At 67.8% G+C, this 25210-nt stretch carries 23 protein-coding genes; 20 read left to right on the forward strand and 3 right to left on the reverse strand.

Annotated features, from left to right (window positions below; genetic code table 11):
* Positions 1 to 78 precede the first annotated feature (78 nt).
* The 18 genes from kdsB (at position 79) to IPG05_10150 (ending at position 18364) form a co-directional block, all read left to right on the forward strand.
* Complete coding sequence (gene kdsB, locus IPG05_10065) at positions 79 to 831, forward strand: 3-deoxy-manno-octulosonate cytidylyltransferase (GenBank protein ID MBK6495433.1); 753 nt, start codon at positions 79 to 81, stop codon at positions 829 to 831.
* Positions 828 to 2456, forward strand: a complete 1629-nt coding sequence (locus IPG05_10070; protein ID MBK6495434.1) for a CTP synthase — start codon at positions 828 to 830, stop codon at positions 2454 to 2456. The genes kdsB and IPG05_10070 overlap by 4 nt, the downstream gene beginning before the upstream one ends.
* Positions 2456 to 3271: a 3-deoxy-8-phosphooctulonate synthase gene (gene kdsA / locus IPG05_10075; GenBank protein MBK6495435.1), complete on the forward strand. Its 816-nt coding sequence runs from the start codon at positions 2456 to 2458 to the stop codon at positions 3269 to 3271. The genes IPG05_10070 and kdsA overlap by 1 nt, the downstream gene beginning before the upstream one ends.
* Positions 3264 to 3815 carry an HAD hydrolase family protein gene (locus tag IPG05_10080; protein ID MBK6495436.1) on the forward strand — a complete coding sequence of 184 codons (552 nt, stop codon included), beginning with the start codon at positions 3264 to 3266 and terminating at the stop codon, positions 3813 to 3815. The genes kdsA and IPG05_10080 overlap by 8 nt, the downstream gene beginning before the upstream one ends.
* Positions 3816 to 3844: 29 nt before the next feature.
* Positions 3845 to 4762: a KpsF/GutQ family sugar-phosphate isomerase gene (locus IPG05_10085; GenBank protein MBK6495437.1), complete on the forward strand. Its 918-nt coding sequence runs from the start codon at positions 3845 to 3847 to the stop codon at positions 4760 to 4762.
* The gene (gene lptC, locus IPG05_10090) at positions 4762 to 5364 is read left to right on the forward strand and encodes an LPS export ABC transporter periplasmic protein LptC (GenBank protein ID MBK6495438.1); all 603 of its coding nucleotides are present in this window, start codon (positions 4762 to 4764) and stop codon (positions 5362 to 5364) included. The genes IPG05_10085 and lptC overlap by 1 nt, the downstream gene beginning before the upstream one ends.
* Positions 5361 to 6767, forward strand: a complete 1407-nt coding sequence (locus IPG05_10095) for a hypothetical protein (protein ID MBK6495439.1) — start codon at positions 5361 to 5363, stop codon at positions 6765 to 6767. The genes lptC and IPG05_10095 overlap by 4 nt, the downstream gene beginning before the upstream one ends.
* Positions 6764 to 7516 carry an LPS export ABC transporter ATP-binding protein gene (gene lptB / locus IPG05_10100; GenBank protein ID MBK6495440.1) on the forward strand — a complete coding sequence of 251 codons (753 nt, stop codon included), beginning with the start codon at positions 6764 to 6766 and terminating at the stop codon, positions 7514 to 7516. Before IPG05_10095 ends, lptB begins: the two co-directional genes overlap by 4 nt.
* Complete coding sequence (rpoN, locus tag IPG05_10105; GenBank protein MBK6495441.1) at positions 7513 to 9048, forward strand: RNA polymerase factor sigma-54; 1536 nt, start codon at positions 7513 to 7515, stop codon at positions 9046 to 9048. Before lptB ends, rpoN begins: the two co-directional genes overlap by 4 nt.
* Positions 9045 to 9977, forward strand: a complete 933-nt coding sequence (locus IPG05_10110; protein ID MBK6495442.1) for a glycosyltransferase family 2 protein — start codon at positions 9045 to 9047, stop codon at positions 9975 to 9977. The genes rpoN and IPG05_10110 overlap by 4 nt, the downstream gene beginning before the upstream one ends.
* Positions 9970 to 11124, forward strand: coding sequence for a glycosyltransferase family 4 protein (locus IPG05_10115; protein ID MBK6495443.1), 1155 nt, complete (start codon positions 9970 to 9972; stop codon positions 11122 to 11124). Before IPG05_10110 ends, IPG05_10115 begins: the two co-directional genes overlap by 8 nt.
* Complete coding sequence (locus IPG05_10120) at positions 11117 to 12052, forward strand: flippase-like domain-containing protein (protein ID MBK6495444.1); 936 nt, start codon at positions 11117 to 11119, stop codon at positions 12050 to 12052. Before IPG05_10115 ends, IPG05_10120 begins: the two co-directional genes overlap by 8 nt.
* On the forward strand, positions 12039 to 14447 hold the full coding sequence (locus tag IPG05_10125) for a YfhO family protein (protein ID MBK6495445.1): 2409 nt from the start codon (positions 12039 to 12041) through the stop codon (positions 14445 to 14447). The genes IPG05_10120 and IPG05_10125 overlap by 14 nt, the downstream gene beginning before the upstream one ends.
* Entirely contained in the window at positions 14440 to 15162 is a 723-nt protein-coding gene (locus IPG05_10130; GenBank protein ID MBK6495446.1) for a polyprenol monophosphomannose synthase, read from the forward strand. Before IPG05_10125 ends, IPG05_10130 begins: the two co-directional genes overlap by 8 nt.
* The gene (gene dapF / locus IPG05_10135; protein MBK6495447.1) at positions 15159 to 16007 is read left to right on the forward strand and encodes a diaminopimelate epimerase; all 849 of its coding nucleotides are present in this window, start codon (positions 15159 to 15161) and stop codon (positions 16005 to 16007) included. Before IPG05_10130 ends, dapF begins: the two co-directional genes overlap by 4 nt.
* Positions 16008 to 16029: 22 nt before the next feature.
* Entirely contained in the window at positions 16030 to 16263 is a 234-nt protein-coding gene (locus tag IPG05_10140; GenBank protein MBK6495448.1) for a DUF2007 domain-containing protein, read from the forward strand.
* A 506-nt stretch (positions 16264 to 16769) separates the two neighbouring features.
* Complete coding sequence (locus IPG05_10145; GenBank protein MBK6495449.1) at positions 16770 to 17108, forward strand: transcription initiation protein; 339 nt, start codon at positions 16770 to 16772, stop codon at positions 17106 to 17108.
* Positions 17051 to 18364, forward strand: coding sequence for an RNA polymerase subunit sigma-70 (locus IPG05_10150; GenBank protein MBK6495450.1), 1314 nt, complete (start codon positions 17051 to 17053; stop codon positions 18362 to 18364). Before IPG05_10145 ends, IPG05_10150 begins: the two co-directional genes overlap by 58 nt.
* Before the next feature lie 7 nt (positions 18365 to 18371).
* On the opposite strand, the gene IPG05_10155 is transcribed toward IPG05_10150, so the two are convergent.
* Complete coding sequence (locus IPG05_10155) at positions 18372 to 19988, reverse strand: MFS transporter (GenBank protein ID MBK6495451.1); 1617 nt, start codon at positions 19986 to 19988, stop codon at positions 18372 to 18374.
* Positions 19989 to 20158: 170 nt separating this feature from the next.
* Here IPG05_10155 and IPG05_10160 point away from each other — a divergent pair, with 170 nt between their 5' ends.
* Positions 20159 to 21436 (forward strand): M20/M25/M40 family metallo-hydrolase, encoded by a 1278-nt coding sequence (locus IPG05_10160; GenBank protein MBK6495452.1) that lies wholly within the window; start codon positions 20159 to 20161, stop codon positions 21434 to 21436.
* Positions 21433 to 22026 carry a peptidylprolyl isomerase gene (locus IPG05_10165; GenBank protein ID MBK6495453.1) on the forward strand — a complete coding sequence of 198 codons (594 nt, stop codon included), beginning with the start codon at positions 21433 to 21435 and terminating at the stop codon, positions 22024 to 22026. The genes IPG05_10160 and IPG05_10165 overlap by 4 nt, the downstream gene beginning before the upstream one ends.
* Here the strand turns inward: IPG05_10165 and IPG05_10170 are convergent, their stop codons facing one another.
* Complete coding sequence (locus IPG05_10170; GenBank protein ID MBK6495454.1) at positions 22027 to 23163, reverse strand: YncE family protein; 1137 nt, start codon at positions 23161 to 23163, stop codon at positions 22027 to 22029.
* The gene (locus IPG05_10175) at positions 23160 to 25046 is read right to left on the reverse strand and encodes an Ig-like domain-containing protein (protein MBK6495455.1); all 1887 of its coding nucleotides are present in this window, start codon (positions 25044 to 25046) and stop codon (positions 23160 to 23162) included. Before IPG05_10175 ends, IPG05_10170 begins: the two co-directional genes overlap by 4 nt.
* Positions 25047 to 25210: the final 164 nt, after the last annotated feature.

Here is a 25210-nt window from a genome sequence, read left to right on the forward strand (position 1 = left end):
TTGATCAAGCAGTTACCCACATTCCGGCGGCTCCGGCACGCATTTTGACTCCGGGGCCACTCCCGCATAGTTTAGAGCGTGCCTGTCCTGCTTGTCGTGCCCGCTCGCGTCGGCTCGACGCGTCTCCCGAGAAAACCGTTGCAGCTCCTTGGTGGGGCCCCACTTGTGGCCCGCGTCATCGAGCGCGCCCGCACGGTCCGCGGCGTCGACCGCCTCGTGCTCGCCACCGACTCCGAAGAAATCGCCGAAGCCGTTGATCCCTGGGAGGTCGAGGTCGTCATGACGTCGGCCGATCACGAGAGCGGCACCGATCGCGTCGCCGAGGTGGCCCGGCATCCGGTCTACTCGGCCTACGACATCGTGGTGAACCTCCAGGGCGACGAGCCGTTCATGCCCGCGGATGCGGTCGCCGGCGCGATCCGGAAGGCCCAGGAAGGGGACGACATCGGGACGGCCGCCGCCCCGCTCAACCCGGATCTCCGCCACGAGGCGGCCCTGGTGAAGGTGGTCTGCGACGCCAACGGCCGGGGGCTCTACTTCTCGCGCGCCGCGATCCCGCACGTCCGCGACGCCGCCGACCTCGCCGGCACCCGGTGGTGGCAGCACCTCGGCGTCTACGCCTACCGTCGGGAGGCGCTGCTCCGCGTGACCGCCCTCCCGACCTGCATGCTGGAACGCGCCGAGCGGCTGGAACAGCTCCGCGCCCTCGACGCCGGCCTCACGATCGGCGTTGCCCTGCTCGACAACCCGGCGCCTGCCGGGATTGATACCCCAGACGACCTGGCTGCCGCCGAAGTGCGGTGGCGCGAACTGACCGAGGATTCCCGATGACCACTCCCGTCCGCACCACCAAGTACATCTTCGTCACTGGTGGCGTGGTCTCGTCGTTGGGCAAAGGGATCGCGGCTGCCTCATTGGGGCGGCTGTTGGTCGAGCGCGGCCTGTCCGTCACGATGATGAAGTTCGACCCGTACATCAATGTCGACCCGGGGACGATGTCGCCGTTCCAGCACGGCGAGGTCTACGTCACCGATGACGGCGCCGAGACCGACCTCGACCTGGGCCACTACGAACGCTTCATCGACCGCTCGCTGTCGCAGCAGAACAACATCACCACCGGCCGCATCTATCAGACCGTCATCGGCAAGGAACGCCGCGGCGAGTACAACGGCGGCACGGTGCAGGTCATTCCGCACATCACCGATGAGATCAAGAGCGCACTGCGCCGCACCGCACCGGGCCACGATGTGGTGCTGATCGAGGTGGGCGGGACCGTGGGCGACATCGAGTCGCTGCCGTTCCTCGAGGCGATCCGGCAGTTCCGCCAGGATGTCGGCCGCGAGAACGCGCTCTTCGTACACCTCACGCTGGTGCCGTGGATCGCCGCGGCCGGCGAGCTCAAGACCAAGCCGACGCAGCACTCGGTCCGCGACCTGATGCAGGTCGGTATCCAGCCCGACATGCTGATCTGCCGCAGCGAACGTCCCCTCGGCGCCGACATCAAGCGGAAGATCGCGCTCTTCTGCAACGTCGACTTCTCCGCGGTGATCGAGTCGCCCGACGTGAAGAGCATCTACGAACTGCCGCTCCGCTTCTCGGAGCAGGGCTTCGATCGCGAGGTCTGCTCGCGCCTCCGCCTCGAGACGCCGGAGCCGGACCTCAGCACCTGGGGTGCGATGGTCGGTCGGATCCTCGAGCCGCAGCATCGCGTGCGCATCGCCGTGGTCGGCAAGTACACCGACCTCCACGACGCCTACAAGTCGGTCGGCGAGGCACTGCTGCACGGCGGCATCCCGCACAACACCGGCGTCTCCATCGAATGGCTCGGCAGCGACCGCTTCACCTCGCCCGAAGCGGCCGGTGAGATCCTCAAGGACTACGACGGCTTGCTGGTCCCCGGCGGCTTTGGCGAGCGCGGCGTCGAGGGGATGATCCAGGCGATCAGCTGGGCGCGTCAGCATGAACTGCCGTTCTTCGGCATCTGCCTCGGCCTGCAGGTGGCGATCATCGAATTCGCCCGCAACGTCTGCGGGATGACCGGCACGACGTCAACGGAGTTCGCCCCCGACTGCCCCGACCCGGTGATCGCCCTGATGGCGTCGCAGCGCGACGTGAAGGACCTGGGCGGCACGATGCGCCTCGGTGCCTACGCCGCCCGGCTTCGCGCTGGGAGCCACGCCGCCGAGGCGTACGGGACACTCGAGATCTCGGAGCGGCATCGGCATCGGTGGGAGGTCAACAACGCCTATCGCGATGTACTGGCGGAGCATGGCCTCCGGCTCTCGGGGCAGTCGCCCGACGGCGGACTGGTCGAGATGATCGAGCTGCCCAACCATCCGTGGTTTGTCGGCTGCCAGTTCCACCCGGAGCTGAAGAGCCGGCCGACGCGGCCGCACCCGCTCTTCGCGGCGTTCGTCGGTGCGGCGCTCGCCAAGCACACCCGGAGCAACGGCTGATGCCACTGTGGCAATTCGGGCCTGGCCCCTTCCTGATCGCAGGGCCGTGCGTCGTCGAGGACGACGACACGATGCTGCGCGTGGGCGAGACGCTGGCCCGGATGGGCGAGAAGCACCAGTTGCGCGTCTGCTTCAAGGCATCGTTCGACAAGGCCAACCGCGCGCGCGGCGACTCGCCACGCGGGCCGGGTGTGGATGCTGGCTTGCGGGCGCTTGAACGGGTCCGCGCCGCGACCGGGCTGCCATTGCTCACCGATATCCATGAGTCGCATCAGGCCGCGGTCGCCGCATCAGTGGTCGACGTGCTGCAGATTCCCGCCTTCCTGGTGCGGCAGACCGACCTGCTCGTCGCCGCTGGGGCGACGGGGAAGCCGGTGAACATCAAGAAGGGGCAGTGGATGCAGCCGGAAGCGATGGCGGGCGCCGTCGCCAAGGTGAAGAGCGCCGGCGCGAGCGAGGTGGCCGTCACCGAGCGCGGGACCTTCTTCGGCTACGGCGACCTGGTGGTCGACCAGCGCTCGTTCGTGCGGATGCGCGAGGCGACCGGCGTCCCGACGATCTTCGACGGCACGCATTCGGTGCAGCAGCCGGGGCAGGCGGCCGGTGGTGCGAGCGGCGGTCTGCGCGAGTTCATCCCGGCGCTGCTCGGCGCGGCCGCCGCCGCCGGTGCCGACGGCTTCTTCCTCGAGACGCACCCGGAACCGGCGCGCGCCCTCTCCGACGCCGCGACGCAGTGGCCGCTCGATCGGCTCGACGCGCTCCTCGGCCGCACCATGGCGATCTGGCACGCTGCCCGCGAGGCCGGCGATGTTTGACATGGGCCGCGCCCGCAAGATCAAGCTGCTCGGCTTCGACGTCGACGGCGTGCTCACCGACAATGCCGTCTTCATCGGCGATGTCGGCGGCCAGCGGGTCGAGTTCAAGCGCTTCGACATCCATGACGGCCTGGCGCACTCACTCCTGAAGGGGAATGACATCGAGGTCGCCTGGATCAGTGGGCGGCAGTCCGAGGCGACCACGCACCGCGGCCAGGAACTGCGCGTCCCCGACGTGCTGCAGGTCACCTCGACCACCAAGGTCGCCCACATCGAGGCCCTGCTCGAACGAAAGGGGCTGTCGTGGGAGCAGATGGCGTTTGTCGGCGACGACCTCCCGGATGTGCCGGTCTTCGAGAAGGTCGGCCTCGCGATCGCGGTGGCGAACGCCCGAGACGAGGCCAAGCGTGCCGCGCACCACGTGACCGAGTCGCGAGGTGGCCATGGCGCCGTCCGCGAAGTGGTGGAGCGGCTGCTCAAGAGCCGCGGGTCCTACGAGGCATCGGTGGCGCGCTACCTCGGCCGCGAGGAGTGGCACGGGTGAGCAGCGCCCTCGACGCCGGGCGGCGCACGATGCGCCTCGAGGCCGAGTCGGTCACGGCCGCGGCAGCGCGACTCGACGCACGCTTTGAGCGTGCAGTCGAGTTGTTGGCCACCGGAGGTCGGGTCATTGTCAGCGGCATCGGCAAGTCGGGAGTGATCGCGCAGAAGATCGCGGCGACGCTCACGTCGACTGGCACCTCCGCGACCTACCTCCATCCGATCGAGTCGCTCCACGGCGACCTCGGCCTCGTCGATGCCGACAGCGTGGCCATCGTCCTGAGCAAGAGCGGCGAGACCGACGAACTCGTGGGGCTCCTGGCGGAACTCGCACGGCGTGCCGTCCCGCTGATCGCGATCGTCGGCGCCGTCGACTCGACATTGGGGCGTGCCGCGACGGTGGCGCTCGATGGCGCAGTGGCGGAGGAGGCGTGCCCGCACGACCTCGCCCCGACCACCAGCACCACGGTGGCCCTCGCGCTGGGTGATGCGCTGGCGGTGGCACTGCTGGAGCGGAAGGGATTCCGCCGGGAAGACTTTGCGGCGCTGCATCCCGGGGGGCGCCTCGGGCGTCGCCTGCTCGTGCGTGTCAAGGATGTGATGGTCCCGGCCGAGTGGCAGCTGCCTGCCTCCGCCTCAATGCGCCAGGTGGTCGTCGCGCTCGCGAAGGGGCGCGGCCTGGCGCTGATCGTGGAGGGTGGCACGCTAGCGGGGGTGATCTCGGCCGGCGACCTGACCCGCGTCGCGGACCGCTCGGCCGACTTTCTCGAGCTACCTGCCTCGGACGTGATGACGCGCGGTCCACGCACCGCCCATGCTGACGAGCTGGCCGCATCGGTGGTCGGTCTCATGGAGCGGCACGGGATCGTCGCCGCACCGGTGCTCGATGCCGAGCAGCACGTGGTTGGTGTGGTTCACCTCCACGACCTGCTGCGGGCGGGGGTGGTCTGATGCGACGTCTCCTGCTGCTGGCCGCCGTGGTATTGGCCGCGTGCGGTGATCGTGGCATCGAGCCGCCCGTCGCCGCGGCGGGAGACTCGGCCGATCAAGTCATGAAGGGGATGTCGTTCAACGTCACCACCATGGGTGTGAAGGTCTCCCAGGTGGATGCGGAATCGGCATGGGTCTACAACGCCCGCCAGATGAACGACCTCAAGAAGTTGAAGGTCACCTTTTACGACAAGGTGACCGGCAAGGAGACCTCGGTGGTCACCGCCGATAGCGGCAGCTACAACAAGAAGGACCAGACCCTCGATGCGCGGGGCAACGTCGTGGCGACCGCCGCCAACGGGAAGGTCCTCAAGAGTTCGCACCTGGTCTACGACAAGGTGCAGAACGTGATCTACTCGGACACGGCATACACCTTCACCTCCCCGGACGGTGCCGGCTCGGGAGCATCGTTCACGGCCGATCCGGATTTCAAGCAGATCCGGTCGCAGCGGATGGGTGGACGGGCCAAGGGGAAGGGGTTCGTGCTGCCGGGTCAGGAAGACGACAAGCCGGCCGCCAAGGCCCCCGCGCCCAAGCCGGCCGCGAAGGGAGGCGGCAGGTGAAGGCGCGCCTCCTCGCTTTCGTGGCGGCGCTCCTTGTGGTCGCTCTCGCCCCGGCCTCGGCGCAGCAGCCCAAGCGCCGCGTGCCGGCGCCGAAGCGCTGCACCCTCGAACTCGAGCGCGCCGTCGGGCGCGAGGCGGCGCAGATCGTCCCGTTCGAGGGCAACGAGAACTACTACTTCGGCGGCGACGTCCGCTTCCGCTGTCAGGGCCAGAATGTGCGCATCGGCGCCGACTCGGTGGAGTCGATGAACGGCGATGTCGTCCGGTTCATCACCCGGGCATACTATCGGGACGCGGATGTGGCGGTGCGGGCCGACACGCTCACCTACTTCAAGCAGGGCGAGCGGCTCGAAGCACGGGGCTCTGTCCATGTCATCACGACCGGCGACTCGACGACGCTCGACGGCCCCTACCTTGACTACCTCCGCGCCGTGAAGGGGATCCGCGACAGCGCCGAATCGGTGGCGATGCAGCGCCCGACGCTCAAGGTCAGGCCGAAGCGCGCGGCCACCGACACCACCGCCGACAAGGGCCCCTACACGATCGTCGCGGACCTCCTGCGCGGCTTCGGTTCATCGCGGCTCAGCGGTCGGGGCAACGTCACGATCAACCGGAGCGATCTGGCGGGGCAGGGCGACTCGCTCCTCTATACCACTGGCACCGCGGGGCGAACGATCCTCACCGGCGCCCCCGCGAGCTGGCGGCGCACGGGGCCCGACTCCTTCCGGGTGACCGGCAAGGACATTCGCCTCGGCCTGACCAACGAAGTGCTCGACGACCTCCGGGCCTACGGCGACGGCGACGTGCATCAGGATTCGACCAGAGTCTCCGGCGACTCGGTGGCGCTCCGCTTCAAGGACGGCAAGCTCGAGCAGACCGACGCCTGGGGGCGAACCACGCAGGCACGTGCCACGCGCGCCGGCTATGACATCACCGGCGACTCGGTGGTCGTCAAGACGCCTGGCGAAATTCTCGAGTCGATCTTCGTGCGCGGGCGCGGCTCCATCCAGAACCCGGTCGACACGACGATCGCGTTGCCGGTCCCCGACAGCACCGCCGACAGCACCGCGACGCCCAAGCGCGAACGGGACACGCTGTGGGGCAACCGGATCGCGGCAAAGTTTGCCCAGGCGGATTCCGCCGGCACCATGCTGACTCGCCTGCTGCACGTCGAGGCCATTGGCGCCGCGCGGTCCCTGATGACCCAGCAAGTCGAGAAGAACGGCAAGACCACCCCGACGATCAACTACTCGCGGGCCGACACCATCCGGGTGACAATGAAGCCGTTTCCCGGCAGTGGCTTCGACGAGGTCCGGATGAACGGCCATGTCGACGGCGTCCAGCTTGAGACGGCCTCACTCGGCAAGAAGGCCGTGCTCCCCGCCAAGAGGCCGACCCCATGAGCGTCCTCAGGGCCGAAGGACTCCGGAAGAGCTATCGCAAGCGCGCCGTCGTGGACGGCGTCTCGATCGAGCTTGCCCAGGGAGAGATCGTCGCCCTCCTCGGCCCTAACGGTGCCGGGAAGACGACGACCTTCTACCTCGTCACCGGTTTGATCCGGCCCGACGCGGGACGGATCTTCCTTGACGACACCGAGCTGACCGACCAGCCGATGTATCGCAGGGCTCGGGCTGGAATCGGGTATCTGGCGCAGGAGCCGTCCATCTTCCGCCGCATGACGGTCGAGGAGAACGTCCTCGCGATTCTCGAGACGCTACCGCTCGCCAAGGCGGAGCGACTCGCCAAACTCGACGAGATGCTGGCTGAACTCGATCTCACGTCCCTGCGGAAGTCGCCGGCCTACACGCTGTCGGGCGGCGAGCGTCGTCGGCTGGAGATCACCCGGGCACTCGCCACGAACCCCAAGTTCATGCTGCTGGACGAGCCCTTCGCCGGCGTCGACCCGATTGCCGTGCACGACATCCAGCAGATCGTCGCCTCGTTGCGCGACCGGGGCATCGGCGTGTTGATCACCGATCACAACGTGGAGCAGACGCTGGAAATCGTCGACCGCGCCTACATCATGCACTCCGGCACCGTCCAGGCGGCGGGTCTCGTCGCCGAGCTGGTCTGGAACGATCACGTCGCGGACGTCTATCTCGGACCGACCCTGACCGCACGCCTTCGGGCGCGGACGGAGCAGCCCGCATGAAGACTGGCATGCAGCAGCACACCGGGCTTCGCCAGGAGCTCCGCATCAATCCTCGCCTCTACCAGGCGATGGACATGCTGTACATGCCGATGCTCGACCTGCAACAGCACCTGCAGGCCGAGCTCCTCAACAACCCGTTCCTGGAGCTCGAGGAACCGGAGGAAGAGGAAGTCCCCGAGAAGACCACCGAGGAGCAGCAGGAAGAGGTCAAGAAGGACGACGAAGTGGATTGGGAGGAGATCCTCCTCAACGGCTTCGACGTCGGCGGGCAGAAGGAACAGTACGAGCAGCTGGAATACGTCGAGCCGGTCTCGGTCGAGAGCCGCGACCTCGCCGACCACCTCCGGGATCAGCTGCAGATGCTCGACCTCCCGGCGCGTCAACGGCTGCTCTGCGAAGAAATCATCGGCAACATCAACGACGACGGCTACCTCGGCTGCGATGCCGACGTGATCCTCGCCTCCGCCAACCATTGGCTTCTCTCCAACAATCCGGCGCTTCGGCCCGCGTTCGACCCCGAGGATCACGACCCGTTTGACCTCGACGAGGAGGAGGATGACATCGTCCTCACCAATGGTCACGCGGCGGGGCTGCCGGTCGGCGTCTCGATCTTCGTGCCGGAAGAGTTCGAGGCGGCCCTGCGCGTGGTGCAGGCACTCGACCCGGCGGGCATCGGGGCGCGGACCCTGCAGGAGTGTCTCCTCCTGCAGCTGACGGATGTCGGCGATTCCACGTCGCTCTCCTACCGGATCGTCGAGCAGGCCTTTCCCGACCTGATCGCACACCGATGGAACGACCTGGCCCGTCGCTTCAGTGTCGAGCCGCGCGAGGCGCAGACCGCCGCCGATGCGCTGGGTCGCCTCGACCCGAAGCCCGGGCTCAAGTACGCCGACCGCGCCGAGGCCTACGTGACACCCGACCTGATCGTCGATCGGATCGAGGGGCGCTACCAGGTGTTCCTGAACGACACCGGCGTGCCGCGGCTCCGCCTCTCGCGCGCCTATCAGGACATCGCCCGTCAGAAGGGCGGGATGACGCAGGAGAACAAGGACTTCATCGCCTCGCGGATGAACAGCGCCACCTGGATGGTGCAGGCGATCGAGCAGCGCCGGCAGACGATGCTCAAGGTGATGAACTTCATCGTCGACCGGCAGCGCGAGTTCTTCGAGAAGGGCGTCGAGTACCTCAAGCCCCTGACACTGCGCGAGGTCGCCGAGGTGATCTCGATGCACGAGTCGACGGTGAGCCGTGTCACCAACGAGAAGTATGTCCAGACGCCGCGTGGCGTTCTGCCGCTGAAGTTCTTCTTCTCGTCGGCGCTCTCGACCGCCTCGGGCGAAGACGCCTCAGCCCGCTCGATCCGCGCCAAGCTGGAGAAGATGGTCGCCGAGGAGAAGCCGGCGAAGCCGCTCACCGACCAGCAGATTGTCCATCTCTTCGAGGAGCAGGGGATCCAGATCGCGCGGCGCACCGTGGCGAAGTATCGTGACCAGCTCGGCATCCTCCCGGCCCGCATGCGGAAGCGCGTATGAGCGAGCGCGCGATTGTCTCCGTGCTGGTGCCGGCCAAGGATGAGGCCGAGAACCTCCCGGAATTCCTGCGGCAGTGCGCCGAGGCATTCCCGAAGGTCGGCGCCCCCACCGAAGTCGTCATCGTCGACGACGGCTCGCGCGACGGCACCCCACAGGTCCTGGCCCAGCTGCAGGTACAGTATCCGTTTCTGCGTGTCGTCACCCACCGTCGGCAGCGCGGCATCGCCGATGCGCTCCGCAGTGCGGGCGATGCGGCCGAGGGCGATGTCTTCGTCTTCTACCCGGCCGACCTGCAGTACAAGCCGGAAGACATCCCGCAGCTGGTGGCCCCGATCCTGGCCGGCAACGCCGACATCGTCACCGGCACCAAGCAAGGGAAGTACGAAAAGGCGTTCGTGTCGACCGTGTACAACACGCTCTGCCGTTGGCTCTTCGGCGTGCGCGTCACCGACCTGAATTCGGTGAAGGCCTACCGCCGCGAGGTGATGGCGCACGTCCCGATGCGGCCCGACTGGCACCGCTTCATGGTGGTGATCGCGGCGGCCGACGGCTTCCGGCTCACCTCGACGCCGGTGCCGCTCTACCCGCGGACGGCAGGGACATCGAAGTTCACCTGGACGCGGATCCCGATCGGGGTGCTCGACCTCCTCTCGGTCTGGTTCCAGCTCCGCTTCGGGCGGAAGCCGATGCTCTTCTTCGGTCTCGCCGGCGCGTTGCTCTTCCTCCTCGGCTTCGTGGCCGGTGTGGTGGCGATCGTGCTGCGGTTCACTATCCGCGCCGACGTGGCCCTGCTGGTGTCGCTGGTGCAGACGCTGCTGATCATGGGCGTGGTGCTCTTCGGATTCGGCTTCCTCGGCGAGCTGGTGGCCAACCTCCGCGAGGAGCAGCGCGAACTGGTGCGACGCGTCGAGTCTGAGCGGCGTGACTGAACCACTCCGGGTGGTGTTCCTGACCCACAACTATCCGCGCGAGCGGGGTGATGTGGCGGGCGCCTTCCTCCATCCACTGGCCGTGGCCCTCCGTGCGCGTGGCGTCGATGTCCGGGTGGTGACGCCGAGCGATGCGGGGAAGGGCGGGCGCGGAACGCTCGATGGGGTGCCGGTGCACCGCGTGCGCTACGCAGCGGCCGATCGCGAGCAGTACGCCCAGTCCGGCAAGCTCGCGACCGCGACCAAGTCGCCGCAGGGACTGAAGGCGCTTGCCGGGATGATCCGCGCCCTTCGGGCCGGCGCGCGCGAAGAGCTGGACGGGGCGACACGCGGCGTGGTGCATGCGCACTGGTGGTTTCCGTCCGGCCTCGCGGCGCCGTCCGAGCGTCCGATGGTGGTGACCTGCCACGGCACCGATGTCCGGATGCTTGAAACGAGCGGCCCGGCACGCTGGCTCGCGAAGCGACCGTTTCACCGGGCACGTCGGGTCACGACGGTCTCGCGTTCCCTCGCCGACGCGCTCCGGACGCATGGCGCCAAGGTCGCCGACGACAGCGTTGTCCCGATGCCGGTGACGGCAATGGAGCGGCCTTGGAGCATTGGAGGTGGGGGGATCGTCGTCCTCGGCCGGCTGACGGAGCAGAAGCGGGTCCATCTGGCCGTCGAAGCGTATGCACTCGCCCGCCAGCAGGGCTGCACGCTTCCCCTCGTGATCGCCGGTGACGGCGCGACGCGGGCCGCGCTGCAATCGCAGGTCGGCGGCCTCGGCCTCTCGGCCGCGGTGCAGTTCCTTGGCGCGGTGGCGCCGACCGATGTCCCGGCCTTGCTGGCCACGGCGGATGCCTGCCTCATGCCGGCGCGGGGCGAGGGGTTCGGGCTCGCGGCGGCAGAGGCCTTGATGCAGGGCGTCCCGGTCATCGCGTGCACCGATGGCGGCGGACTCCTCGACGTGGTGCCGATGGAAGGGGCAGGGCGCCGGGTGTCTCCCGAACCGGCGGCGCTGGCGGCAGCGCTGGTGGACGTGCTCCACGATCCCGACGCCAGGACGACGGCACGGGTGGCGGGCGAGGCGTGGCGGATCCGATTGGCTCCCGAGTTCGTGGCGGAGCGTTTTCTCACCTGGTACGGCGAGGCGCTCGATGAGTAAGCAATTCTGGCGGGTGATCCAGACGGTCGGCGGCGTGGCCCTCATCGGCTTTATCGCGCTCCGGCTCGCCGACGACTGGTCCCTGGTCACCTCGGAGCCGATCGAGTGGCAGCTCCGATGGGAGTTCATCATCGCGTCGTTGCTGGTCACCTGGGTGATGTACGGGCTGCTCATCTGGGGGTGGCGCGCGGTGCTGCACGGCTGGCGCCAGTACATTCGCGCCGTCGACGCCGCCAGAATCTGGTGCCTCTCCTCGCTCGGCAAGTACATCCCCGGCAAGGTCTGGTCGATCGCCGGAATGGCGGCGATGTCCGAGAAGCAGGGAGTTTCCGGCGTCGCGGCGATCGGGTCGGCAGTCATCATGCAGCTGGTGTCACTGGCGACCGGGGCCGTGGTCGCGCTGATGTTCACCGGCACAGTGGTCCTCGACCGCGTGCTCGCCCCCTACACGCCGTATGGGAGCCTGCTGGCCTTCGCCGGGGCAGGTTTCGCGCTGCTCTGCTCGTTCGCCCTCACGTTGCCATCGCTCACGCGGCGGCTGGGCCACCTGATCGGCAAACCGGGCTCGGTGCAGCCGGTCGAGCCTGGTGCACTCGCCGGCGCGCTCTTCGTCAACTTCCTCGCGTGGGGGGGCTACGGCCTGGCGTTCCAGTTGCTGCTGCTCGGGACGATCCCGTCCCTCGACCTGAACTGGACCACGGCCACTGGCGCCTTCGCAGCGTCCTATATCGTCGGCTACCTCGCCCTCGTCGTGCCCGGCGGGCTCGGCGTTCGGGAAGGGCTGCTGGTGCTGTTGTTGAAGGGATCACTGGGCATCGGCCCGGCGGTTGCCCTCGCGGCCGCCTCGCGCATCACGCTCACCATCAACGAGATCGGCGCTGCGGTGCCGTTCCTTCTCATGCGGAGGCCGTCGCGTGACGACGCCTGATTCGCGCCCTGCCTTTGAGCCGCGGCCGCCCTTGCTGTGGGCCGGCCTGGTCTTCGTCCTTGCCGCGCTCTCGCTCTGCTGGCCGCTCTTCACCGGCCAGTACCTCGGCGGCGACGACCAGGTCATTGCCGGGTACGCCTTCCGCGAGTTCGGCGCCAACTACTTCAAGGCGCACGGCAGCATCCCGCAATGGAACCCGTACATCTTCGGCGGGATGCCGTTCATCGCCGCGATGCATGGCGACATCTTCTATCCGACCGCCTGGCTCCGCTGGCTGGTGCCAACCGACCTCGGGATGTCGCTCGGCTTCTTCCTGCACCTGATCATCGCCGGCGTGGCGATGTACTGCCTGCTGCGTGTGCTCAAGTTGTCGTGGACGGCGGCCGTCGTCGGCGGCCTCGGCTACGAGCTCTCCGGCATCCTCGTCTCGATGATGCGGAACGGGCACGACGGCAAACTCTTCGTCTCGGCACTGGCGCCGTTCGCCTTCCTGGCGCTGATCCGCGGCATCCGCCATGGCAAGGTGAGCGCCTTCGGCTGGTATGCGCTCGTCATCGGCCTCTGCATGCTGTCGCCCCACTACCAGATGACGTACTACCTGCTGGTGGCATCGGGGCTCTTCACGCTCTGGTTGACGTTCTGGGACAAGGAGCGCGAGCGCCCCAAGGCGCCGCTCGCCGACATGGGGCTCGCCGCGGTCGGCGTGGCGCTTGGCGTCGGCATCGGCATGATCCAGGGGCTGCCGTTCCTCAAGTACATCCCGTTCTCGCCGCGCGCCCCCGGCGGCGCGTCGTCGGGGTGGGAGTACGCGACGTCCTACGCGATGCCAGTCGAAGAATTGATGACCACCATCCTGCCGCAGTTCAACGGGATGATGGAGAACTACTGGGGCAGCAACTTCTTCAAGAGCCACACCGAGTACGTCGGCGCGATCGTGATCATCCTCGCCATTCTCGGACTCGGTGCCGCGAGGAAGCGCGGCCTGCTCCTTGGTTTCGGCATGGTTGCCGCGCTCTTCCTGCTGGTGGCGTTCGGCGGGCATACGCCGTTCTACCGCCTCTGGTTTGAAGTGATGCCGATGATGCAGAAGGTTCGCGCGGCCGGCATGGCATTCTTCCTGGTCGCGTTGCCGATCTGCGTCTGGGCGGGGCTCGGCGTCGAGCGTCTGCTCAACGGGGAGGTCAGCTCAAAGCGGCTCAACATCGTCCTGGGCGTTTTTGCGTTCATCGCGGTGCTCGGCGTGGCTGGCGCCCTCCAAGGGGTGGCCGAGGGCGTGGCGAGCAGCATCGGCTCGGGCCTCGACCCGCAGATGACGGGACGCATCACCCAGCAAGTCAGCGCCAACGCCGGCGAGCTCCGTGCCGGTTCGCTCCGGATGCTGTTGGTCGTGCTCCTCGGTGGCGGGCTGCTGGTCGCGGTCCAGCGTCGTGCACTTACCGGGGCGCTGGCCGCGGGGGCGATGATCATCGCGCTCTGGGGCGACAACTGGAGCCTGCTGCGCCGCTTCCCCGAATGGCTCCCGCCGGCCTCGGTGACCTACGCCGACGACCAACTCATGACCGAGATGCGGAAAGCGGCGCATCCGTATCGGAGTTATGACCCGTCGGGCAGGGGTGGTGCGGCGACGCTCTATCAGGGGTCGTGGCTGATGGCCGACACCATCCCGACTCTCTTCGGATACCACGGCAACGAGAGCCGCTTCTTCGACGAGCTCTTCGGTGGCAAGAACGACTGGCCGAACCAGTTCGCCCCGACGCTGCTCGACCTATACGCGGTGAAGTACATCGTCGCCAACCAGGACGTGGCGAAGGCGTTTCCGGGATACCGTCAGACCCTCGGCCCGGTCTCGTTTTCAAGCACGATGGGTCGGGCCGCCCTGGCCGGGTACCTCTTTGAACGGGACAGCACGGCGCAGTGGGTGCGAATTGTCCCGGGCGCCGTAAAGGTCCCCGACGCCCAGATCATCCCGACGGTGGTCGACCCGCGCTTCCCGGTGAGCCGAGTGGTGCTGTACGACGACACGACGACGGTGCCGGGGGTCCAGACGGGGCAGGCGATCCCCGAACCTTCCCCGGTCACGGCGGCGTTGTCGAGTTGGGAACCTGGCGCGATGAAAGTCGTACTGAGCGGCAGCGACCCGAAGACCACCTACCTGCTGGTGGCGGAGAACTGGTATCCGGGGTGGACGGCGGCAATTGACGGCACGCCGGCCCCGACGCTCCGGGCCAACCACGCGATGCTCTCGGTGGCGGTGCCGCCGGGCGCCAAGGAAGTGACGCTGCGCTACGAGACGCCGGGGTACGGGACCGGCAAGTTGATCACCCTGGGGTCGCTCGCCGGAGCACTCCTGCTGCTGGCGGCCGGACGATTCCGGCCGCGGACCATGAATGCCTGAACGTGCGCTGGTGGTGGTGCCGACCTACAACGAACGCGAGAACCTCCCCCAGATCGTCCCGGCGATCCTGGCGCAGGACCCGCGTCTCGAGGTCCTGGTCGTCGATGATGGCTCCCCTGACGGGACCGGGCAGCTGGCCGACGCGATGGCGGCGGCCGACCCGCGGGTCCACGTGCTGCACCGAACCGCCAAGCAGGGACTGGGGCGCGCCTATCTGGCCGGCTTCACCTGGGCGCTCCCGAAGGGGTACGACTTCATCTTCGAGATGGACGCCGACTTCTCGCACGACCCGAAGGCCCTGCCGGCCTTCCTGACCGCGATCCAGGACGCCGATCTGGTCCTGGGCTCCCGGTATGCCACCGGGGTGAACGTCATCAACTGGCCGATGAGCCGGTTGCTGCTCTCCTGGTTCGCCAACAAGTACGTCCACTGGATCACTCGGCTGCCGCTGACCGACGCCACCGGCGGCTTCAAGTGCTTCCGGCGGGAGGTCCTGGCGGCGATCCCGTTCGACGAGGTGCGTTGCAACGGCTACGCCTTCCAGATCGAGATGTCGTACCGGACCTACTGCAAGGGTTTCCGGCTCAAGGAGATCCCGATCATCTTCGTCGACCGGGTCGAGGGGCAGAGCAAGATGGACAAGCGGATCGTCCGCGAGGCGGTCTGGATGGTCTGGTGGCTCAAGCTCCAGGCAATGCTCGGGAGGCTCAAGTGAGTGTGGTCTTCTTCAAGCTGACGGGGTCGGGAAACGACTTCGTCATGGTCGATGGTCGGTCCACGACCCCGGCCGACTGGCCGGTCGAGCGCATCCGGGCCATCTGTGACCGTCGGGACGGAATCGGGGCCGACGGCTTCGTGATCCTGACCCCGGTCGGGCCGGACGCCGTGGAGATGACCTTCTACAACTCCGACGGCTCGGCGGCCCCGATGTGTGGGAACGCCGCCCTCTGCTCGACCCGGCTGGCCGCCCACCTCGAGATGGCCGATCCGGCAGGGATGACCCTGGTCACCGGCGCGGGGAGCTTCCGGACCCGATGCGTCGGGGAAGGGCACATGGCCGAGCTCAATCTGCCGGACACCGACGTGCCGGTCGAGACTGGAATTCCACCCCTGGCAGGGGAGGGGTGGGTCCGTCTGGGGCGTGTGGGGGTCCCGCACCTGGTCGTCATGACAGAGGACGTGGCGGCGGTCGACATCCCGACCCGCGGCCGGGAGCTCCGGTTCCACGAGCGGGCCGGAGTCGGCGGGGCCAATGCCAACTTCGTTTCGCGGACCTCACGTTCTACTGGAAGTGGAGCCTCGAAAGTGGATGAACCGCAGTGGGCTGTGCGGACGTACGAGCGTGGGGTCGAGGCAGAAACGATGGCCTGTGGGACCGGCACCGTGACCGCCGCGTTGGCGATTGCGGCCCTCGGATTGGACCAGCTGCCGCTCCGGTTCCGGACCGAGAGTGGCCGACTGTTGGCGGTGAATGCGACGATCGAGGGGAGCCGGGCGACCCAGATCTGGCTCTGCGGGGAGGGCCGCTTGGTGGCCCGAGGGGTCTGGCTGGACGTGTGACCACCACCAACGGAGGATTCCGATGATCTGCATCTATGTGGCCACCAACCAGATCGAGGCCGACCTGATTCGACTGGAACTCGAGGCCGCCGGCATTCCGGCGACCATCAAGGCCGGCCCGACGCCGATGGGGTCGGGGCCATATCCCGAGATCTGGGTGTCGGCCGCCCAGGAGCTCGAGGCGATGGAAATCGTGGCGGAACTGGAGGCCGGGGACGCCGATGCCACGGGGACGTCGGAAGAACTGACGCCCTGAGCGGAGCTCGGCGCAGGGAGAAAAGGGCCGCCGCGTGGCGGCCTTTTGCGTGCTCGAAGGTGACCAGTGGCCGGTGACCAGTGACCAGTCACCTGTAACCAGGAACTGTCAGACTGTGTCGAGAGGGGTGGGCTGGAAGGGGGTCCGTCTTCCGGGTCACGGGTTACTGGTTACTGGTCACGCGGCAGTGCATGTCGTTCTGATGGGGAGGTCTCGAGTTTTCCCCACTTATCCTCATGACGACTTAACATAATACATCTTATACGTCATATTCATCCCACAGAAATACCCCCACCACCAAACAAACCTAAGGCGTTATCTGCCATACTGTTATGGCGCTAGCCAACAAACATTCCCCGCCACAATCGCACCCTGTAATGTCCCCGAGCGAGCGTTCCCTCTTTCGCCGCCCCGCCGTCCTGTCGAGATTCCCGGCCTCGGCCGTCATCATGGTGACGGCCCCGGAATCGCCGCGGTCGCACCCCGACCATGACCAGGAGCTCCCCGTGCAGCAGTACCTCCTCATCCTTCGTGAGAACCCCGCCGCCTTCGAGCACATCTCTCCGGCCGAGATGCAGGCGATCGTCGAACGCTACGTGGCCTGGGGGCACTCCCTCGCCGAGCGAGGCGTCATGGCCGGCGGGATCAAGCTGGCCGACGAGGGCGGCCGGCACGTCCGGACCGTCGGGGTGACCGACGGCCCGTACGCCGAGACCAAGGAGGTCGTGGGAGGCTTCTTCGAGGTCCTGGCCGAGGACTACGACGGCGCCGTGGCACTCGCTCAGGAATGCCCCCACCTCGACTATGGCTGGATCGAGGTCCGCCGAGTGGAGACCACGCCCTGACCCCCGCGCGGGAACGCGAGGTCGACCACCTCGTCGAGCGGCTCTTCCGCACCCTCGCGGGACAGCTGACCGCCGGGGTGGTCCGCATCCTGGGCCCCTCCCGGATCGACCTCGCCGCCGACGTGGTCCAGGAGACGATGCTCCGGGCCCTCCGGACGTGGCCCTTCCATGGGATCCCCGACGTCCCGGCCGCCTGGCTGATGCGGACCGCGCGCAATCGCGCCGTCGATCTGGTGCGACGTGCCCGACTCGGCGAGGAGCTCGAGTCTCGCATCGCCCATCATTTTACTTCACTAGTGGACGATAGCGGTGGCGACCGACGAGAGGACACGCTTCACCTGATGCTCGCGTGCGCCGATCCCGGCCTGCCGGTCGACGCCGTCGTGGCCATCCTGCTGCAGGCAGTCGGCGGCCTCGGCTCCAGGGAAATCGCCCGGGCCATGCTCCTCCCCGAGGCGACCGTGGCGCAGCGGATTGTCCGGGCCAAGAAACGGATGCGCGAGTGGCCAGCAGATGAGGAACTCTTCGCCCGGCCCCTCGAAGAGCTCGCCCAGCGACGCGACGTGGCGCTCCGCGCGATCTACCTGCTCTTCAACGAGGGGCACAACGCCTCGGAGGGCGACGAGGTCCTCAGGTCGGAACTCGCACGGGAGGCGTTCCGGCTCGTGATGCTGTTGACGAGCGTCCCGGAACTCAACGAGCCGGCGGTCGAGGCATTGGCGGCCCTCATCCTGCTTCATGCCGCGCGCTTCCCCGCACGACAAGGCGACGACGGCAGCCTCGTCCTGCTCGCCGACCAGGACCGCACCCTGTGGGACGAGGTCCTGCTGCAGCGGGGATTTCATCACCTCTCGCGAGCAGCCGAGTCGGACACGCCGACCCGATACCACCTCGAGGCGGCGATCGCGGCCGAGCATGCGAGGGCCGGCTCATTCGAGGCGACCAACTGGAACGGGATCGTCGACTTGTATGGTGGGCTGATGGTCCTCTCCCCGACGCCGGTAGTGCGGACCAACCGCGCCGTGGCGCTGGTGCTCGCTGGCCGGATCGAGGAGGGAGTCGCCGAGCTTGAGGCGACCGCGGAAGAACCTGGTGTCAGCCGATATGGCTGGTTCTTCGCGACCCGCGGATGGCTCCGTGACCGACTCGGGGATGTCGATGGGGCACGGAACGACTATCGGGGGGCTTTGGCTCGGCAACCATCGGCCCCGCATCGTACCCTCCTGATGAGCCGGCTGGCGCGCCTGGAGGCGTGAGCCGTTTTCAGATCGGGGGCGGGCCGTCCTGGGCCACGATATCGACGTCCTTGGTTTCCTTGAGGAACAGCGCGCCGACGATGAGCGTCATCGTGGCGATGGCCACCGGGTAGCGAAGACCGGCGTAGATGTCCCCGGTCGCCGCCACGATCGCGAAGGCGGTGGTCGGCAGGAAGCCCCCGAACCAGCCGTTCCCGATATGGTACGGGAGGGACATCGAGGTATAGCGGATCTTGGACGGGAACATCTCGACCAGCATGGCGGCGATCGGTCCGTAGACCAGGGTGACGTAGAGGACCAGGATCCAGAGGACGAAGACCACCATCGGCCGGTTGATGGCCGCGAGGTCGGCCGTCACCGGATAGCCGGCCCCATCGAGGGCACCGCCGAGCGCCTCCTGGAACACCGGGCGGCGGTCCGCGGCGTCCGGGCCGGCCGCGTCGAAGGAGGCGATCACGGTCGTGCCGACATGGACGACTGCCCCCTCCCCGGCTGGCAGCGCCCGATTCTGGTACGGCACCCCGCGCGCCACGAGCGCCGCCTTCGCCACGTCGCAGCTCGACGTGAACTTGCTGGTGCCCACCGGATTGAATTGGACCGAGCAGTTGGCCGGGTCGGCCGCGACCGTCACCGGCGCCCGGAACTGGGCGGCCTCGAGCGCGGGGTTCGCGTAATGGGTGAGGGCGCGGAACAGTGGGAAGTAGGTCAGCGCCGCCAGCGCACAGCCGAGGAGGATGATCGGCTTCCGACCGACCCGGTCCGACAGCCGCCCAAAGACCACGAAGAACGGCGTCCCGAGCAGCAGCGAGATCGCGACCAGGATATTGGCCGTCTGGGCCTCGACCTTGAGCGTCTGGGTCAGGAAGAAGAGGGTGTAGAACTGACCGGTGTACCAGACCACGGCCTGCCCTGCCGTCAGCCCGAACAATGCCAGAATGACAATCTTCAGGTTGCCCCATTCCGCGAACGACTCCCGCAGCGGCGCCTTCGACCGCGTCCCTTCCGCCTTCATCTGCTTGAAGACTGGCGATTCATCCAGCGCGAGGCGGATCCACACCGAGATGCCGAGGAGCAGGAGCGAGACCAGGAACGGAATCCGCCATCCCCAGGCCTCGAAGGCCTCGGCACCGAGGGCGACCCGGCACGCCAGGATCACCAGCAGCGAGAGGAAGAGCCCCAGCGTCGCCGTGGTCTGGATCCAGGCGGTGTACGCTCCCCGTTGCCCATGGGGGGCGTGCTCGGCCACGTACGTCGCCGCGCCGCCGTATTCACCACCCAAGGCCAGCCCCTGCAGCAGTCGGAGCAGGATCAGGATGACCGGCGCCGCGATGCCGATGGTGGCGTAGCCCGGCAGGATCCCGACGATGAACGTCGAGACCCCCATGATGACGATGGTCACCAGGAAGGTGTGCTTCCGCCCGACCAGGTCCCCCAGGCGGCCGAAGACCAGCGCACCGAACGGTCGGACCGCAAAGCCGGCGGCGAAGGCCAGCAGGGCGAAGATGAAGCCTGCGGTCGGATTCACCCCGGAGAAGAACTGCCGGCTGATGATCGCGGCGAGCGACCCGTAGAGATAGAAGTCGTACCACTCGAAGACGGTCCCGAGGGACGAGGCGATGATCACCCGGCGGGCGTCGCGGGCAGCATCGGGGCACCAAGGGGGAGCGTCGCCGTGGTCACAGGCGGGGCTCGCACGATGTAAGTGGGGGCATGTGCGAGGAAAGGTGGGTCCGGCTCTGGCGTCATGGCAAGCGCCGACTGCCGCCGCGCCATGCCGGGTCGGTAGATTCGGGGATGCCCATTCACTCCCCTGCCCTTCGTGCCCTCCTGGTCGCGATCCTCGGACTGCCCGCTGCGGCGGCTGCCCAGGACGTCCGGCTCGCCAACCAACATCCGACCGTGGTGAAGGCGATGGCCTCGATGCAGCAGCATCAGGCCTGGACCCTACAGCAACAGATCGCCATCTGCGAGATCCCCGCGCCCCCCTTCAAGGAGGCCGCGCGTGGGGAGGACTTCAGGCGGCGGATGATCGCCCTCGGCTACGCCGACACGCGGATCGATGCGGTCGGCAACGTCATCACCCAGCTCGGCACGGGGAGCGGGCCCACCGTGATGGTCGCCGCGCACCTCGACACCGTCTTCCCGGAAGGGACCGACGTGAAGACGAAGCGCACGGGCGACCGGATTGCCGGGCCGGGGATCGGCGATGACTGCCGCGGCCTCGCGGTGCTGCTCACGCTGGCGAAGGTGCTGAAAGAGACCGGACTTACACCCGCCGGCCGGGTGTATCTGGTCGCCAACGTCGGCGAGGAGGGGCCGGGCAACCTGCGCGGCATGCGTCACCTCTTTGGCACCGAGTTTCCGGGCACCATCAACTACTTCGTCTCGGTCGACGGTGGTGGTGGCGCGGGGATCGCCTCACGAGCGGTCGGGAGCCATCGGTACACCATTTCCTTCGAGGGGCCCGGTGGTCATTCCTACGGCGCCTTCGGAATGACCAACCCGATGCACGCCATGGGGCGAGCCATTGCACGCATCGCCGACCTGCAAGTCCCGGCAGGACCGTGGACGACGTTCAATGTCGGCGTGGTGCGCGGGGGGACGAGCGTGAACACCATCACCCCGCTGGCGCAGATGGACGTGGACATGCGCTCCGAGTCCGCCGAGAATCTGCTGGAAATGGATCGACGCATCCGTGCCGCCGTGGACACCGCCGTCCGCGAGGAGCTTGCCCGGTGGCCCACGTCGAAAGCGCCGATCACGGTCAAGGTCGACACCATCGGCATTCGCCCGACCGGCGGCCAGCGCGACGATGCCTACATCGTCCGCACGGCCATGGCCGCCGCGAAACTTCTCGACGACGGCCTCGCCTGGACCCCACGCACCAGCGCGGCGAGCACCGATGCCAACATTCCGATCTCCCTCGGCATCCCGGCCATCACCATCAGCGGTGGTGGAGCCGGCGGCGGTGCCCATGGCACCGCGGAGTGGTATCAGGACACCGCCGATGCGTACAAGGGCCCGCAGCTCGCGCTCCTCATTCTCACCGCGCTGACCGGAGTGGGGCGATGACATCCGCTCGCACCCTCGCGACCGCCCTCGTACTCCTGCTCCCCGCATCGGCCCAGGGGCAGCGCGGTCAGGTCGCGATCATCATCGGGACCAGCAGCGGCGAGATCCGCGCGGTCCTCGACAGCGCGAAGGCACCGGTCACCGTGACGAACTTCCTGCGCTATGTCGACGCGGGGTTGTTCACCGGTGGCGCCTTCCATCGGACGGTGACGCCCGAGAACCAGCCGCGCGATTCGGTGAAAATTGAAGTCATCCAGGGCCGAGCACGCCGGACGCAGCCGGACTCCGGCTTCGCGCCGATTCCGCTCGAGCGGACCAGCGTCACTGGACTGCGGCACGGGGATGGGGTGCTCTCGATGGCACGGAGCGGCCCGAACAGCGCCACCTCCGCCTTCTTCATCACGATCGGTGCGCAACCTTCCCTCGACGAGGGCGGCCATCGCAATCTCGATGGTCAGGGCTTCGCGGCGTTCGGGAAGGTGACGGCGGGCATGGACGTCGTGCGCATGATCCAGCAGGCGCCCCACACGGACCAGAACCTGACCCCGGCCATCGTGATTACGGGGATTCGCCGCGCGGCCGGTCGCTAGCTACCGGCGCGCCTCGCTCCGCCAGAAGTCGATCCCGCCGGCCATCTGGCCGACGTCGAGCGCGGCCACGCGCTCCAGGCGCCGCAGGTCGATCATCTCGAGTGTCCCCGGCTCGCTGCCGTACCCCTCGACCGAGATGAAGGCATAGCGGTCATCGTCGCTGACCACGGCCCCGTGGGGGAAGCGACGCGTGGTGGGAATCCGCGCCAGCTCACGGCCGCTCGCGACGTCGATGATCGACACCGACTGCGCCCGCTTGTTGGTGGCGATCAGCCGTGTGCCGTCGTGCGTTAAGGCCAGGTTGTAGACGCCCGTGCCCGCCGGGATCCGGCGCGCCAGCGTCCATGACACCACGTCCACGTCGACAATCTCATTGGATGCGTTGCAGGCCACGAAGACGTGCCTGCCGTCCGGCGAGGGCTGGGCCCACGTTGGCGAGCACTTTCCCGCGGCGGGCGCGCCCATCGCGTGGGCAGCCGGGGTGCCCGCCATGCCATGCTCACCACCCTTGGTGAGGATGAAGTGGCGTGCGACGGTGAAGCTGGTCGCGTCGATCTCGACCAGTGCTTCGTCCATCATGCAGGTCGAGTACTGTCGGGTTCCTGCCGCATTGAGGCGCGAGCCGTGGGGCATCGTGCAGGTCTCGACTCGGGCGACCTCGAGCATCTGGTCCGCGGCAACGATCGAGACGGACGACGGCACCATGTCGCCGTGCAAATTGAAGTTGACGACGAAGACATAGTGGCCGTCGGGCGTGACCTGCATCGACGCGGGAAACGAACCGAGCTCGACGCGGCCGAGCTGCGCGCCCGTGGCGGTGTTGTACTTCCAGAGCGAGCCGAACGGTGTCCCGTGCGCGGTGGTCACGAAGAACGTCGCCCCGCCGGGGGCCACCGCGAGCCCATGCGGCCCATCGGGCTCGTTGGGATTGAGTCCGGTGAGCTGGACACGCTCCACCTTCGGCGCCCCCGCCCCGAAACGCGCGAGGGTGATCTGGTCCGTCGCTTCCGCGGCAATCAGCACGAGGTAGTCCCGCGCTGGTGCGGCCGGAGTCACGGGTGCCGGCGCGGGAGCGGGCGGTGCGGCCGCACACCCCAGCGCCAACCCCGCCCCCACCGTCCATCCCCACCGAGTCATGGGACGAGGACGGTGGGTGGTTGCTTCGGCTTCATCCGGATGATCCACAGGCCGTTGTTGTCGTCGTTGACGTACGCGAGCCCGTCGCGCACCACCACACCCCACGTCATCGCGGTGTTCCGGCCGCCGACGGTCCCCTCCATGTCGGCCGTGTTGACGTGCACCATCTCGCGCTGCTGTGCCCGCAGGTCGCCCATCAGTTCACCCGAAATGTCGAAGGCGCGGAAGCCGGCGTTGTACGCACCCATGTAGAGCGTGTCACCAGCGACCCAGACGTTGTGCACGCCGCCATACTCCGGCTCGTACCAGGCCACCGACTTCGGCTGTTCGATGTTGGACACGTCAATCACCTGCAACCGCCCGTAGGCGCGACCGGCGGACGCATCCTTCGCGCCCGCGACCTGGCTCGCCGGGAAGACTTCGTCGGCGATGAAGACGTAGTTCTTGTGGCGCCAGGCCGTGTGCGTCCCGCGGATGAAGCCCGGGCCGCCGCTCGCCTCGACATCGCGATACATCGCGTTGAGGTCGTACTTGTACTGGCTCACCAGCACCGGCTTCGTCGGGGAGCCGCCCTTCATGCCGTTGCCGACGTCAAGGATGACGAGACCGTTGTTCCAGTTCGACAAATAGGCCAGGCCATCCTGGATGTCGAGGTCGTGCAGCGAGTTCCCGGCCATCGGCCCCGGAAAGCGATACTCGGCGACCTGCTTCGGATGGTACGGGTCGTTGATGTCGATGACGTGCAGTGCGCCGGTGCCGTCGTTGGTGATGTAGACGTGCGTGCCGTGCTTCGGCTGCTGGAAGATGAACGCCGAGTGGACGCCGGCCGTCACGCCCTCGGTGAACTCGGCGATGACCTTGGGGTGCGCCGGGTCCTCGAGCGACGCGATCACGATGCCGTTCTTCCGGTCCGACGCCCCTTCCCGCGTGTGCACCATGAACTTGCCGTCTGGCGTTGTCATGATGTCGTTGACGCGACGAGTGTTCGAGACGAGCGAGTCCGTCACGACTGGCGCCCCCGGTGCACTGACGTCGATGGCGTACATCCGATCGCCGCCCCCGCCGGTGCCGAGGTAGAGGTTCTTGCCGTTCGGGTGGAGCCAGACTTCTTCCGTCGTGAAGAGCGTGCGCGGGAGCCTCCCGACCACCTCTGCCTGTCGGCGCACGTCGCGCGGCGTGAGGCGGACGGTGGCGACCGCACTCCGCTCACCCAGGTTGGCGACAATCGTGTAGGTCCCGGCCTCATACCCGACGAACGCCCCATCCGTCGTGATGGTCCCCTGTCCTGGCGACATCGACCAGGTCGGGGTGAGCCCCGCGATGGATGCGCCACCCGTGCTGCGCACGTCGACGCCGAAGTGCAGGACGTCACCGGTCTTCGCGTCGACGGTACCCGGGGTCACCGAGATGCTGCCGATCGGGGCCCGCACCACCTCGATCGGGAACTCCGCGGTGGCAATCCAGCTGTTCACCGAATTGTTGCCCGCATCTCGGGAGAGGGCGGTCCCAGCCCGAATCACCGCCTTCCCTGGGCCGACCGCCGTCACGACGCCGGCCTCGTTGACCCGCGCCACGGCGGGGTTGAGGCTGGTCCAGCGCATCCGATCGCCGGCCCGCGGGTCGTTGTCCTTCGAGAACGCCGTGGCGGTGAGGCCGACGCGCTGCCCGATGGCCAAGCGATTCGGCGCCTTGTCGATCACCACTCGCGCCGGTGCGCCGGGGAGCATCGGCACCTCGATCCGCTCGGTCACCGGTGCCGTCCCAGGCACCGACGCGATCACCGAGATCGGCAGGCGACCGGTGGCGCCGGAGCTCACGAGACCATCCGTCGTGACGCGCCCCTCGAAGCGCGCCCCGGAGGCGAGCACGAAGCGCACGGTCACGTTGGGCACCTCCTCCCGGCTGCGTCGAGGGCCCGGGCCCTCAACCGCATCGTATCTCGCGCCGTCATCGACGGCTGCGCCGGAGTGATTTCGATCTTGGCAATCGGGGAGGGGGGCAACCCTTGGGCCGGGGCCGGGGTCTGCCCTTGCTGGAACGCCGCAAG

It is taken from the genome of Gemmatimonadota bacterium (genome assembly GCA_016704275.1).
Taxonomy (GTDB): Bacteria; Gemmatimonadota; Gemmatimonadetes; order Gemmatimonadales; family GWC2-71-9; genus Palsa-1233.

Bases quoted from the DNA above. Each gene is read 5' to 3' on its own strand.
- IPG05_10070 (MBK6495434.1), top strand. From the start codon at position 828: ATGACCACTCCCGTCCGCACCACCAAGTACATCTTCGTCACTGGTGGC.
- kdsA (MBK6495435.1), top strand. From the start codon at position 2,456: ATGCCACTGTGGCAATTCGGGCCTGGCCCCTTCCTGATCGCAGGGCCG.
- IPG05_10080 (MBK6495436.1), top strand. From the start codon at position 3,264: ATGTTTGACATGGGCCGCGCCCGCAAGATCAAGCTGCTCGGCTTCGAC.
- IPG05_10085 (MBK6495437.1), top strand. From the start codon at position 3,845: ATGCGCCTCGAGGCCGAGTCGGTCACGGCCGCGGCAGCGCGACTCGAC.
- lptC (MBK6495438.1), top strand. From the start codon at position 4,762: ATGCGACGTCTCCTGCTGCTGGCCGCCGTGGTATTGGCCGCGTGCGGT.
- lptB (MBK6495440.1), top strand. From the start codon at position 6,764: ATGAGCGTCCTCAGGGCCGAAGGACTCCGGAAGAGCTATCGCAAGCGC.
- rpoN (MBK6495441.1), top strand. From the start codon at position 7,513: ATGAAGACTGGCATGCAGCAGCACACCGGGCTTCGCCAGGAGCTCCGC.
- IPG05_10110 (MBK6495442.1), top strand. From the start codon at position 9,045: ATGAGCGAGCGCGCGATTGTCTCCGTGCTGGTGCCGGCCAAGGATGAG.
- IPG05_10120 (MBK6495444.1), top strand. From the start codon at position 11,117: ATGAGTAAGCAATTCTGGCGGGTGATCCAGACGGTCGGCGGCGTGGCC.
- IPG05_10130 (MBK6495446.1), top strand. From the start codon at position 14,440: ATGCCTGAACGTGCGCTGGTGGTGGTGCCGACCTACAACGAACGCGAG.
- IPG05_10140 (MBK6495448.1), top strand. From the start codon at position 16,030: ATGATCTGCATCTATGTGGCCACCAACCAGATCGAGGCCGACCTGATT.
- IPG05_10150 (MBK6495450.1), top strand. From the start codon at position 17,051: ATGCCCCCACCTCGACTATGGCTGGATCGAGGTCCGCCGAGTGGAGAC.
- IPG05_10160 (MBK6495452.1), top strand. From the start codon at position 20,159: ATGCCCATTCACTCCCCTGCCCTTCGTGCCCTCCTGGTCGCGATCCTC.
- IPG05_10165 (MBK6495453.1), top strand. From the start codon at position 21,433: ATGACATCCGCTCGCACCCTCGCGACCGCCCTCGTACTCCTGCTCCCC.
- IPG05_10170 (MBK6495454.1), bottom strand. From the start codon at position 23,163: ATGACTCGGTGGGGATGGACGGTGGGGGCGGGGTTGGCGCTGGGGTGT.